This window comes from Bacillus benzoevorans (assembly GCF_014207535.1).
GTDB lineage: Bacteria > Bacillota > Bacilli > Bacillales > Cytobacillaceae > Bacillus_BD > Bacillus_BD benzoevorans.
Window position 1 is genome coordinate 1 of the sequence record NZ_JACHGK010000038.1, and the last position, 12,456, is coordinate 12,456.

Sequence of the window (12,456 nt, forward strand, 5' to 3'; positions counted from 1 at the left end):
TTTTGGGAGCAAGCTCCCAAAAGTCCGCTCGACTTGCATGTATTAGGCACGCCGCCAGCGTTCGTCCTGAGCCAGGATCAAACTCTCCAATAAAGCGTTTGATTTGCTCATGTTTTGTTACAAAAATAAAACTTACGTTGACGTTTCTGCTTTGTTTAGTTTTCAAAGAACAATCAAGCTGATTATCATCAGCGACATGATTTATTATACTATTACATTTCATCGAAGTCAACTGCTCTGAAGATATTTTATAAAATATTTTTCCTTTTCATAAAACTCTTTCGTATCAGCGACAAGAATTATTATATCCACAATCTTCACAGAAGTCAACTTCTTTTTTAAACTTTTTTCTGCCTTATTTTTTCTTTTCAAAAGAAAGCATAAAATATCTCCCCTCTTCCAGATAGCCTAAAGGAAAAGGGAAGTTAATAGTACCATCCTATTCGACAGAAATCAACACTGATTTCATAAACTAAGTATTACGTAGCAAACCATCAATTATCCACTTTATTTCCCCGCATCAGTTTTTCAAATTCCTTCATCTCTTCTTCTACCTTAGGAACATGATTCAAAGAATTGCGATTTTGTCTGAATTCCTTGCTTATGCTGACCTGAACGCCCATTGCCTTGCTGCCGGACGCTGTGGCATCATTAATCAAAGCTTCCTTTTCACCATCAAAATGGGGGGTCGCTTCAACATGCTGGTTCCTTCTATTATCTGGCATATGTATCATCTCCTTTATTGTTAACATGACTTTTAAGGAAATGTTTTATGCAAAGGCAAACTGCAGTTCATATACAAAGTGATTTTGGCGGCCGATATTCGCCAATAATATCAAAAAAGGTCTGACACCTTTGGTTGCCTTCTTTAGGTCTGCTGTATATGTTCACTTAACAGCAAATCCAGCTTCTCTCTCATTTCATTTGATGTAACAATACAGCTAACCGAAGATCCCTTTGTTTTAATCTTTAATTCATACCCAGCATTAACCTCATCTGTGTAGCCATAGAATTTATGGTTCAGATCAATCGGGATAAATTGATATTTACTCATCCTGCTCCAACGAACAAATCTCCCCCCGTCCAATATTCCGTCTTCCTGTACGGAAAATATATTTAGTAGGTTCTCTCCATTTATTAACGGTAAAAGTAATAAAGGATAAAATGTCCAATCCACTGATTTCGTTATTTTTCCAATAATAAAAAAGGCAGTGATAACTAGCAGTACAAAGGAATAAATAATAATACCAGTTTTTCTTTTAGGATTAGCAGGGAAGTCCAATGGTTTTAACGGATATTTTCTGATAGCTGCCCTCTCTTCATCCGCCGCTGGGAAAATAATTTTCTTCTTCATTCTTGCCAGACTCAAAATATACTGATAGCTATAATATCCAACGGCGATCACAAATACAATATCCATGAACAACTGCATTTTTTCACCTCCATTTCTATTTTGTCTTTTAATAAAACAGTTCTTAACTTATATACGAACCGCAAGTAATAAGGTTCCAGAAATTGGGGAAGTTTAAGAGTTATTAAACCCTTCCCCTAGAGGATTACGCTGAGTCAAATAATACTATTGAAGCACTATAAGGGTCGTAGACAGGGATGTGTTACACTATGGAACTAGTGAAAACATGTCTTTTTGATGAATTCTTTGAAAACTTCCCTTATAAAAGACAGATAATATCCGAAGTACTATATAGAAGCTATAATTTCTTCGGGAGGTTCGTTATGGGAAATTTACAATGGAATGATTTAGATCAGGAATGGATTCAGCTTCTTGAAGAATTAGTTGAATCCGATATAACAAAAGAGGAATTTAGAGCTTTCTTGGACAATAAAAAAGCCGAAAAGGTTTAAGATTGGTTCCCTGTTTATTTCTTTACAGTGCCAACTATTCTCCATATATAACAAAAAAGATCGAGGGGATCCCGGTCTTTTTTGCGTTCCCATAACCATGTCAGTCTACCTTGAGAACCCCCCTCTTTTCTCTCTATATATCTTAATTCGGTTTTCCATTCTATCCATCATGCGTAGGGGTCATTGACGTAAATCGGGGGTATTGCTAAAATTATCCTTGATAGCGATTGTGAATTAATTCACAATTTAGACACACTTTTTATAAACTCTACTGTGAAAGGAGTTGTCGATCATGAAAAGAATCGTGACACTTAGCACCCGTAAACTAATGGATACCGCAAAACACGGCGGCTGTGGCGCATGCCAGACATCCTGTCAATCCGCTTGTAAAACATCCTGCGGCATTGCCAACCAGAAATGTGAAAACACATTGAATCGGTAATAAGGAAAAACCGAGACTGGCTTATAAAAAAGAGAGTGTGCACCACAAAGTCTAGTGAACTATTCATCATTGGTGTCAGCCTCCCTTTGAGCCAGCCTCGGCCACTTTTTGCACAAGAGGAGCAAGAATATCACTATGATTCATCAATATAAACTTAACGGATACAATATCATACTCGACACATACAGCGGTTCTGTTCATGTTGTCGACGACCTCGCCTATGAAATCATCGCGCTTTATGAGAATACTCCCAAAGACGAAATCGCGAGAAAAATGCTGGACAAGTTCGCTGATATGCCGGCCATTACCGTGAAAGACATTCAGGAAACTATTGCCGATGTAGAGGAACTAAAACAGGACGGACAGCTCTTTACAGTGGATGAATATAAGGACCTTTCGATAAATCTGAGAAATCGCACGACCTATGTAAAGGCGCTCTGTCTTAATGTGGCACACACCTGCAACCTGTCCTGCCAATACTGTTTTGCCAGCCAAGGAAAATACAACGGGGACAGAGCCATCATGAGCTATGAGGTCGGTCAAAGAGCCATTGATTTCCTATTGGAAAACTCCGGTCATCACCGTCATCTTGACGTTGACTTTTTCGGCGGCGAGCCGCTTATGGTCTGGGAGACCGTGAAACAAATTGTCGCCTATGCACGAAGCAAAGAAAGTATATACAACAAGTCCTTCCGCTTCACTTTTACGACAAATGGCGTGCTGCTCAATGATGAAGTCACTGAGTTTCTCAATCAGGAAATGTACAATGTCGTATTGAGCCTTGATGGCAGAAAAGAAGTCCATGACCGGCTCCGCAAAACCATTAATGGCAAAGGAAGCTACGATACGATCGTGCCCAAGTTCCAGGAGTTCGTGAAAAAACGCGGCGAAAAAGAATACTATGTTCGCGGCACCTATACCCACAACAACGTGGACTTCACCAATGATATTTTTCACATTGCTGACCTTGGTTTCGATAAACTTTCGATGGAACCGGTGATCTGTGGTCCGCGCGAACCATATGCCCTCACGGAAGAGGACCTGCCGGAGATTTACCATCAATACGAAATTCTGGCTAAGGAAATGCTTAGACGCGGGGAAAATGGCAATGGATTTACCTTTTACCATTACATGCTTGACCTCTCGGAAGGACCTTGCATTCAAAAAAGAATTTCCGGATGCGGCTCAGGAACGGAATACCTCGCTGTCACACCATGGGGTGATCTTTTCCCTTGCCACCAGTTTGTCGGGGATGAGGAATATAAATTGGGGAACATTTGGGCTGGTATCACGAGACCGGAACTGCAAGGCCAATTTAAAGAGAGTAACTGCTATTCAAAACCGGAATGCAGTGACTGCTGGGCGAAGCTTTACTGCAGCGGCGGCTGTCCTGCCAATGCGCTGCATGCAACCGGCTCACTAAATGGGACCTACAACTTTAGCTGCGACATCTTCCGTAAGAGAATTGAATGCTCAATGATGGTCAAGGTTGCTGAAACCTTCAGAGAGATGGAAAAAGAAGAACTAGCTTAGCAGACTAAATTTAAAGAGGCCCGGCATACTCCGGAAAAGATCCGGTTTGTGCTAAGCCTCTTTTTCAATCGTCTTCATTCAACTATTACAGCCTTTTCTATTTAATATAAAAAGACTGCCTCCCAATGTAAGCACAGATATAAATTTACTTACTAGGAGAAGAAAGGATGTCGTTTGAGAATCTATATAGATAAGTGGAATCTGCACGAGGATGTAAACAATAAATAGTCCAAAAGTAAGAATGGCAAAAGCGTTATTATATGCCCTATTAATGATTTTCTCGCTTCTCTCTTCTTCCGAATTCATAAAAATGTTGGTTTCATAAGCCAAAACTAATAACAAGAGATACCCTAAAGCTGCTGCCGCAACTTGGATGCCCATTTTTTACCTCCTCCTTGATTTCCCTTTTATTTGCACGCTTAACGGCTATCAAACAAGACGGCTGTAGTAACAAAGTAATAAATACTTGTTAAAGGTTACCTGTTTTTGAACGGATTAATGAACTCTACAGGATTTGCCCGATTACATTAATGTTACTTAACTTTATTGTATCATTGGATATGTAACATTACAACGCGATGGAATTATTGTTGTGACAACTTTGTTAAAAGGGGAACCGCAGAGAGAAAGATTTCATCAATGCCATTAATAAATTCATATCATCTACTCCTATTCTTCAAAAGATAAGTTGACCGGTTCATCTAAAAGGTCAGCAGAAAAATCAATGTTGGTCGTTGGTGTTTGTTTATCCACTTCCTCAAATTTAAGTTCATCAATCCATACTTGTCCTTTTCCCGAAAGCAGAACACCAAAGGCAATGACTGCACTATTTTCTGGTACATCTAAAACGATGGCGTAATGATTCCACTCAGTATCCCCTGCAATTGGCCGGTCTCCCATATTGTCAAATTGCAGCACATCCCCAAGTGAATCATCGACACGCATCCAGAATCCACAGAATCCATCAACATCTGTGGATTTTAAAAATCCAGAGAGCTTTAGTCTTTTGCCAAGATACCTCTTAGCTTTAAATTCCTGCATCATGGTTGCAAATTCACCTTGAGATTGGAAAGTAACAGATTTTAGGAATCCAGATGCCCTTCCCTTATGCACGTTTTCTCTATCAATTCCCATCTCATAATTAAACGGATGACTCCCGCTTAACTTCCATCCTTTTAATAACTGTTCATTTTTCAACATGATTTCCTCCCTTTGCAAAGTCAATTGACCGATCATTTTACGATATTGTCCTGGTGGTAAATTGTAATATTTCTTAAATGAACGAGTAAATGATTCTTGTGATTCAAAGCGATAATAGAAAGCAATATCTATGATCTTTTCATCCGTATAAAGCAGCATATTGGCTGAATTGGCGATTCTTCTGTAGCGAATATATTCAGATGCAGTTACGCCAACCTCTTTTTGAAAAATACGGTGATAATGATATTTTGAAAATCCGGCAAACTGAGCAACGCTTTCTAAAGATAGCTCTTCATGTAAGTTCATCTCTATGTACTCAATCGTTTTTTGTATGATGGGACTGTAGCTCATTCCGAGAACCTCCTTACAAATAAGATAACAAAAAGAACAACGGTCATTTTTGACATATATTGCTATGTTTGGCAATTCATTAGGAATAATAGGTTCAGTGCATTTAACAGGAATCTATTGAGCCCCCCTAAGTCATAATCGGGCTTTTTCAATAAAAAAACCGAAGGACTGCTGAAGCGGATCAGGAAACCTTCGGCTAGAAATATTCTTTTTACACTTTTGATTTAAGATAGGTTTTTATTTCCTCAACATCAGCTAACTCTCTTTTTGGAAGTATGTATGCACTTACTGAGCTGTTAAAAAGATAAATGTTTTGATTATCCTCACTTAAAGTTTTAATTCCCGACCAAGTTACTTTTGTTTCACCATTAGAAGTCGAATCGATGATTCCCTCTTCTGACAGAATCATATGATGTTCACCTAATAAGCCATCGTTCTTACCTTCTTTTATCATTTTCTTCGTATTTCGACTGACGTAAGAATAGAAGTATTTTGGATAGAAAATAATCCACAAAATACTCATGACTAAAAAGGTAATGAATACCCCAAGAAAAGACATGTTCCCGACTTTTGCAAGTACAAAGGACGCGATAATAAAGACGATAGGCGCTAAAAATCTTTGCATATTTAATGCTTTTTTGACGGTTTTTGAATTTTTCACGTGAAACATGATCAAATTCGCTCGTCGAATTTGCGCCCGATTTTTTTCGGGCTCGCTCGAAAAATTTCCTTTGAAAAATCGAGGCATCCGCCGGAGGCTTAACTTCATTCAGCCAGGGTTTGAACCCCCACTGAATTGGAAAACTTATTTGCATTCATCCCCCACTTACAGAAGTGTAGGACTTCTGCTGAATGAAGTTAAAATTTATATAATCCTCTTCTGTTAAACTGTATCTTATTTCCATAGGAACCCCTTTGTCCTTTTGTCAAATTATAGCATAAAGTATATGCGGCATTGGCTGACTAAACATTTTTATTATTGTAGTTTCCAGTTAGGTAAGGAGAATCAACTACAAATCATCTAATGCTATCACTTCTCCGCTCGCTGCATTCACCCCATATTGGCAATCTAATTTTCCGCATAAAACATACTGTTTCTGTTCAAAGTCATAAACATAATAAGGCTTTAACTCAAACAATTGTTTAAGTTTTTCAAATGCTTCTTTCTTCGTGATTGTTACCATATCAGATTCTTGAAATTGATCATAAATCTCCAACATCTGTTTGTTATCCATGTAAAATGCTGTTTGAAGGCTTTCCGCATCAATCATAATCTTTAGTTTTCTTTGAAATACACGATTATCCTTCTGATTTACCTTTAATATTGCATGAATGTAGCCTTTGTCACGATGCAGCGTTTTAAGCATCCATTTTCCTGTGTCATTTGGGTATTCCTGTCGTAACAAGTCTTTAACTGCCATTTCACATTGTTCTTGTTCCGACTCAGTGATTGGGAATGAATCAGGAGATGGCTCATGTAAAAATGCCTGTTCTGCTGTTACATCCTCAATCCAACGAATCTCCTTTCTTTCAAACGGTTCATTGATCGGCTCATCCCAATAAATGGTTTTGTCGATTTTCAAATATGACCTGATATCTACAATGAATTCATAGGGAATTGTCAATGTTCGATCATTCGTTATATAAATCTCTTCCAGACCATAGGCAGGAATCCACTGCTTCAGTTTTTTCGAAGGAAATTCAATTAATTGCAATTGTTCTTTTGCCAAATGCTCCACGCTTTCAAGTAAGAGTGAATATGTTTCTTCTTTGATCATCTCTTTAGAAGGAAATTGACCGTGGACAGAGAATGAGGTAAGTTTTCCTTCCTGATTAAATTCAACATCGATAAATCCGGAAGGAGATACCGCTACACCATCGATACACTCTTTAAAGTGAAGCTCCCCTTCCCCTTCTGTTTCAAGTTGAAATTGTTTTCCATACGTTAATCCTGTTTCACCCTCAACCCATTTTATGACGTCTTCCGTTTTTAGATTGCTAAACGTAATCCCCGCTTCTGCGTATGACTCACCACTTACAAAAATAGCACGTTCAAATTTACGACTTTTCACGTTTATTTCAATAACTGCCGTACCTTCTGGATTTAATCCGTCATCCTCTTGTTCCGTTACATGATTAGGAAACCATTCCATACAAAATATATAAACCGTCTCATTAAAGATATTTACGCTCCGTTCAAATTGATGCCGTTGTAAGTAGTAGTTCTCTAAACCAAATTTTATCTTTGTAAAATCTATTAATTCTTGTATTCTCCTATCCATTTGCATATCCCCTTTGTTCTTTAAATGATTGTTCCAAGAGTATTAATTCCCTTAGCAAAGAGGCGTCTCCACTTATAGTAGAAACGCCAATCTTATATAATCCAGACTAAATTTAATTATGTGATCTTCGGAAAAATGCCCTTTGTGATTTTTTGCAATATATAATTTCAACTAAATATAGAGAGCCACAATGCAATTTATCTTTCATTGACTTACTCCTCCACTTAAGGTTATCAGTAATTGGAAATATCTTCAATCCTCTTCATCATTCGCTTAACGATTTTTCTCTGAATCCGAAGTGAATAATACTACATAGCTAAAATGAACTCCTTTCCCATATAAAAAAGATACCCAATATCTTGATCAGGTATCTTTCAGGGTTTGTATTCTTGTCCACTTCTTATGGAGATCTTCAATCAATTTGCAAGAACAGATTGATATTCTTTTTTACTTTCAAGAATCCCTTTTGCGTAAGTACAAACAGGTACGATGAACTTATTTTCGACTCTTGCGTATTCCGCTATTCTATCTACTAATTTTTTTCCCAATCCTTTGCCATTGTGACCTTCGTTAACAATCGTATGGTTCACAATGATTAAATCTCTTCCATTCACGTCTGTTCCACTAGGTATAAATTGGATTCTTGCAATTACTGCACCATTTTCTTCAATATAAAATTCATTTTTGCCCGGCTTGATGTCGGTCATATTATCCACCTACTTTTTGGCTTGATAAGAAAGTGCTTTACTTGGACATCGGTCGATCACACGCATGGTCTCTTCAGATGTTGCATTTTGCGGGGAGATCCAAGGTCTTTTCTTTACATCAAAAACATTAGGAAGTCCTTTAACACATTCCCCTGCATGCTCACAAATGTCAGGTCTCCAATAAATTGTGATGCTTTCATTTTCATAAGTTTTTACTGCCTCACTCATCCATAATTCCACCTTATCATTTTAAATCACGATTTATCATGTCATTCTCCTCTAGGATTAAAACAAATTCATCGGGAGTTTCCGCTACTGTTTTTTCATTTCTAAAATTAAGATGTGTGAGGTTTCTACTGCTTTAATTAAGATATCCTCTTCAACAATTTCCATTCCATCTCTATCATTTAATTCAATGCCATTCATAGCTGATGTGCCCTCTATTTGTACTAAATAAGCCTGTCTTCCTTCTCTCACCGGGAAGCTGATTTCTTTTCCTTGTTCTAATTCTAAAGAATAAATGTTGGCATCTTGATGAATTTTTATTGGAGCATTTCCATTAAGTCCTGAAACCATATGCAGCCAGTTATTCTTTCTGTCCTCCCAATTAAATCTATAATCGCCATAGTTAGGAGTAAGACCATTTTCTTCAGGGAAAATCCAAATTTGCAAAAATCTTAGTGTATCTTCACCTAAATTATATTCACTATGATACACACCAGTACCTGCACTCATATATTGAACTTGTCCCCGTGTGATTGTATTTTTATTGTTCATACTATCCCCATGGGTCAATTCACCATTCACCACATAGGATATAATCTCCATGTCTCTATGTGGATGTGTGTCAAATCCTGTTTGAGCTTCAACTAAATCATCGTTGATTACCCGTAAAACACCAAACTGGATATTGTCCGGATTATAATATCCTGCGAATGAAAAATGAAATTTACTTCTTAACCATCCAAGATTACTTGAGCCCATTTTATTGCTGTCAATTTTTTTTAACATTCTATTCTCTCCATTCTTATTATCACTTGCTCACCATCGCCTGATCGTCTGGATGTACCCTATCAAATAGATTCTGATTTCTCATGGAAGATAGGTCATATTTAAGCATAACTTCTGAGCATATCCATCAATTCGCTTGATAAAGATTTGCTCAACCTTCATACTCCTTTAAATACTTAATCATTCGCACATGTGCATATGCAATGCACATGTGCAGGTTAAAAAACATTTAATGCCTTAAAAAATTATCGGATTGTGAATAATGCTTTTGACCAAGGAACTAATTGATCTAACATTTGATTAACTGAATCCTCTTGTACTGCCTTCGGTTTAAAGTCAGTACCATTTTCAAAATCAGTGAATAATGATAGTGCTGGATGTACACGAACGTCAGCAACTAACAATTCACCTAAAATGCCGCGTAAATGTTCAGCTGCACGAGCACCACCTACTGAACCGTAAGATACAATTCCAGCTGCCTTGTTGTTCCACTCTTCACGCAGATAGTCTAGTGCATTTTTAAGTGCCCCTGTAATGGAGTGGTTGTATTCTTGAACAATAAATACGAATCCATCTTGAGCTGCAATGATTTCTGACCAGTCGTGAGCACCTGAAGCATCTGCACCCGCTTCACCAAGTAATGGCAGTTTGTAATCTGCAATATCAATGATTGTATAGTTAGCGTCACCGCGTTTTTCTGCTATTTCTTTCACCCATGCACCTACTTGTGGACTTACCCGTCCTTCACGTGTAGACCCTAAAATAATTCCAATATTTAATTTTGTCATTGTTTCTTCCTCCTCTTGTTTTGTGCCAAATAGTTTAGATAAAAATCCCATTTTATTATTCACCTCCATACAAATATCTTTTCTGCGCTGCTTGTAATTGCAGTAACGTGATGCAGACCTTTTAATTCGTCCATTTGTCATCCCTCTATTTAGAGAGTCTCGAATTCGAGATATATAATCAAAAAAAATGATAAGAGAGTTTTAGCAATTACATTCAATTAAATTATATTTAATTCGAGATAAATTTATCATATTTCCATAATGATTGTCAACTCTACATAAGAATTTTTTTGCAGATGTTACTTTAAAATTGGCTCTGTTAAACTTGGTTGTTGATTTCCGTTCCAAGCACTTCGCTTTCCGCTCATCTACGCCTGAGCCTCCTCGCCACTTCGTGCCTGCGGGGTCTCGTCTGTCTCGCTGTTCCCGCAGGAGTCTTCGTGCCTTCCACTCCAATCAACAAAGTCCTCCAAAATCAACATTGACCTTTAACACAGCCTTAAAATAAAGTTTGAGCAAAATAATTGTTTAAACCTACATTTGAAAACAATGAAGAGGAATCCATTTTGATAATCTTCATTAGAATGATGAAAGACTTTTTGAATCATTCAGGATAAGATAGATTCTAACCAACTTTTCGGGAGTGAGTGAATTGAAACCATTGTCAATTGATTTTTTCCAGCAGCCAACGCTTGAATTAGCCAAAAATTTACTTGGGTGTTTTCTCGTAAAGGAAACAAAAGAAGGCATTGCATCTGGATATATCGTGGAAACGGAGGCCTATATCGGACCGGGTGACCGGGCTGCACACAGTTTTGGAAACCGCCGTACCAAAAGAACAGAAATTATGTTTGAGGAAGCGGGTCATGTTTATACCTTTGTAACGCATACACACACTCTTGTTAATGTCATAAGCGGACCTGCCGAACAACCTGAGGGGATTTTAATTCGGGCCATTGAACCGGTTGAAGGGATTGATTTAATGCATGAACGCCGCGGGATGGACAATCTAAAGAATTTAACCAACGGACCGGGAAAATTGACCAAAGCACTCGGTATCACAATGGAGGATTACGGGCATCTCTTTACAAAACCTCCTTTATATATTGCCTCGGGAAAGATCCCGGAAAACATTTCAACCGGCCCACGGATTGGCATTGAAAATACAGGCGAGGCAAAGGATTATCCTTGGCGGTTTTGGATAACCGGAAATCCATTCGTATCAAGAAAAGGTTGATAACGCATCAACTGAAACAAACATGCGGAAACACCCAAGCAAGGTTTCCGCATGTTTGTTATTGTCATGTTTTAACATCCGATAAAACCTGATCAAGTTCATCAACGGCTTTATTAAGAACTTGTTCATCCTTTAACCTTAAAATGGAGGTGGAGAAAATGTTAACAAAAGTAAAAAATTGGGCTAAACAATTAAAACGACAAGTATATGTTCTTTACTTTGCTTATAAAGATCCAAGAACGCCTTTATTTGCAAAGATCTTTACTGCCTGTGTTGTTGCCTATGCGTTCAGCCCTATTGACCTAATTCCTGATTTCATTCCCATTTTTGGTTATTTAGATGATATCATCCTAATTCCATTAGCCATCTACTTCGCACTGAAATTAATACCAAAACACATCTTAGAAGAATGTAACTTAAAAGCTCAAACACTCCTAAATAATGAGAAACCCAAAAGTTGGATTGCTGGTACACTCATTATCGTTCTTTGGATTTCAGCTGCTATTTGGCTGGCCGTATGGTTTATATAACCATAGCATATCTTTTTAGAAACAAAAAACACGAGGGAAACTGGAAATAAGTCCAGCTTTCGCTCGTGCTCTAGTGTACATTTATGTTTTCCCATTTAGTTTTGCTACTTACCGTTTATGATTGACGGGAACACAACTATGGGTTTGTAATTAAATTCTTCCCTGGTCATCTTCTCTCTTAACCCCCCAAACCCTTGTCGCATTTGGCTTCATGCACTTTTCACACATATTTCAAACCTTAACTATCTGTAAATAAGTTCTTCTCTAAAGTGCGGAAAAATCGATTGAATTATCGTCTAAAAAGAAGAAAACACCATAGAAAAATGTAATTAAGTTGGTAGTTCATTCAGAAGTCTTTTCAGACTTTTCTTCCCACTCTTTATTCAAGATTGAAACATCTCCCCTGCTTTTTGCTGCGTAAGCCCGTATTCAAACAACGCATATAAATAGAGCTGCACCTCCGGTACTATAAAACTATCAATATAGAAGGAGGTGCTTTTCATATGCCTAAA

General features: G+C 37.8%; 15 protein-coding genes and 1 rRNA gene. 5 read left to right on the forward strand and 11 right to left on the reverse strand.

Going from position 1 to position 12,456, the window contains the following annotated elements; translation table 11 throughout:
* The 3 genes from HNR53_RS22675 to HNR53_RS22685 all read right to left on the reverse strand — a co-directional run.
* A 16S ribosomal RNA gene (locus HNR53_RS22675) occupies nt 1-93 on the reverse strand; the annotation flags it as partial.
* Nucleotides 94-494: 401 nt separating this feature from the next.
* Entirely contained in the window at nt 495-725 is a 231-nt protein-coding gene (locus tag HNR53_RS22680; RefSeq protein WP_184530388.1) for a hypothetical protein, read from the reverse strand.
* Nucleotides 726-868: 143 nt separating this feature from the next.
* Complete coding sequence (locus HNR53_RS22685; protein WP_184530390.1) at nt 869-1,432, reverse strand: hypothetical protein; 564 nt, start codon at nt 1,430-1,432, stop codon at nt 869-871.
* 302 nt (nt 1,433-1,734) lie between these two features.
* On the opposite strand from HNR53_RS22685, the gene HNR53_RS22690 reads away from it, so the two are divergent.
* The 3 genes from HNR53_RS22690 to scfB all read left to right on the forward strand — a co-directional run bounded on the left by HNR53_RS22690 (nt 1,735) and on the right by scfB (nt 3,838).
* A complete protein-coding gene (locus HNR53_RS22690; protein ID WP_184530392.1) occupies nt 1,735-1,863 on the forward strand; it encodes an anti-repressor SinI family protein in 129 nt (42 codons plus the stop codon).
* A gap of 292 nt (nt 1,864-2,155) precedes the next feature.
* Nucleotides 2,156-2,305, forward strand: coding sequence for a six-cysteine ranthipeptide SCIFF (gene scfA, locus HNR53_RS22695; protein WP_184530394.1), 150 nt, complete (start codon nt 2,156-2,158; stop codon nt 2,303-2,305).
* A gap of 135 nt (nt 2,306-2,440) precedes the next feature.
* Nucleotides 2,441-3,838, forward strand: a complete 1,398-nt coding sequence (gene scfB / locus HNR53_RS22700) for a thioether cross-link-forming SCIFF peptide maturase (RefSeq protein ID WP_184530396.1) — start codon at nt 2,441-2,443, stop codon at nt 3,836-3,838.
* A gap of 78 nt (nt 3,839-3,916) precedes the next feature.
* On the opposite strand, the gene HNR53_RS22705 is transcribed toward scfB, so the two are convergent.
* The 8 genes from HNR53_RS22705 to HNR53_RS22740 form a co-directional block, all read right to left on the reverse strand.
* Nucleotides 3,917-4,219, reverse strand: a complete 303-nt coding sequence (locus HNR53_RS22705) for a hypothetical protein (protein WP_184530398.1) — start codon at nt 4,217-4,219, stop codon at nt 3,917-3,919.
* A 288-nt stretch (nt 4,220-4,507) separates the two neighbouring features.
* A complete protein-coding gene (locus HNR53_RS22710; protein WP_184530400.1) occupies nt 4,508-5,389 on the reverse strand; it encodes a helix-turn-helix transcriptional regulator in 882 nt (293 codons plus the stop codon).
* Nucleotides 5,390-5,600: 211 nt separating this feature from the next.
* A complete protein-coding gene (locus HNR53_RS22715; protein WP_184530403.1) occupies nt 5,601-6,059 on the reverse strand; it encodes a YcxB family protein in 459 nt (152 codons plus the stop codon).
* Nucleotides 6,060-6,399: 340 nt separating this feature from the next.
* A complete protein-coding gene (locus HNR53_RS22720) occupies nt 6,400-7,671 on the reverse strand; it encodes a hypothetical protein (RefSeq protein WP_184530405.1) in 1,272 nt (423 codons plus the stop codon).
* Between the two features lie 416 nt (nt 7,672-8,087).
* Complete coding sequence (locus tag HNR53_RS22725; protein WP_184530406.1) at nt 8,088-8,378, reverse strand: GNAT family N-acetyltransferase; 291 nt, start codon at nt 8,376-8,378, stop codon at nt 8,088-8,090.
* A 9-nt stretch (nt 8,379-8,387) separates the two neighbouring features.
* Nucleotides 8,388-8,606 carry a (4Fe-4S)-binding protein gene (locus HNR53_RS22730; RefSeq protein ID WP_184530408.1) on the reverse strand — a complete coding sequence of 73 codons (219 nt, stop codon included), beginning with the start codon at nt 8,604-8,606 and terminating at the stop codon, nt 8,388-8,390.
* Nucleotides 8,607-8,690: 84 nt separating this feature from the next.
* Nucleotides 8,691-9,389 (reverse strand): pirin family protein, encoded by a 699-nt coding sequence (locus HNR53_RS22735; protein WP_184530411.1) that lies wholly within the window; start codon nt 9,387-9,389, stop codon nt 8,691-8,693.
* Nucleotides 9,390-9,634: 245 nt separating this feature from the next.
* Nucleotides 9,635-10,228 carry an NADPH-dependent FMN reductase gene (locus HNR53_RS22740; RefSeq protein WP_184530416.1) on the reverse strand — a complete coding sequence of 198 codons (594 nt, stop codon included), beginning with the start codon at nt 10,226-10,228 and terminating at the stop codon, nt 9,635-9,637.
* A gap of 592 nt (nt 10,229-10,820) precedes the next feature.
* On the opposite strand from HNR53_RS22740, the gene HNR53_RS22745 reads away from it, so the two are divergent.
* Together HNR53_RS22745 and HNR53_RS22750 are read left to right on the forward strand one after the other, a co-directional pair.
* The gene (locus HNR53_RS22745; protein ID WP_184530412.1) at nt 10,821-11,414 is read left to right on the forward strand and encodes a DNA-3-methyladenine glycosylase; all 594 of its coding nucleotides are present in this window, start codon (nt 10,821-10,823) and stop codon (nt 11,412-11,414) included.
* 158 nt (nt 11,415-11,572) lie between these two features.
* The gene (locus tag HNR53_RS22750; protein ID WP_184530414.1) at nt 11,573-11,944 is read left to right on the forward strand and encodes a YkvA family protein; all 372 of its coding nucleotides are present in this window, start codon (nt 11,573-11,575) and stop codon (nt 11,942-11,944) included.
* The last annotated feature ends 512 nt before the right edge of the window (nt 11,945-12,456 follow it).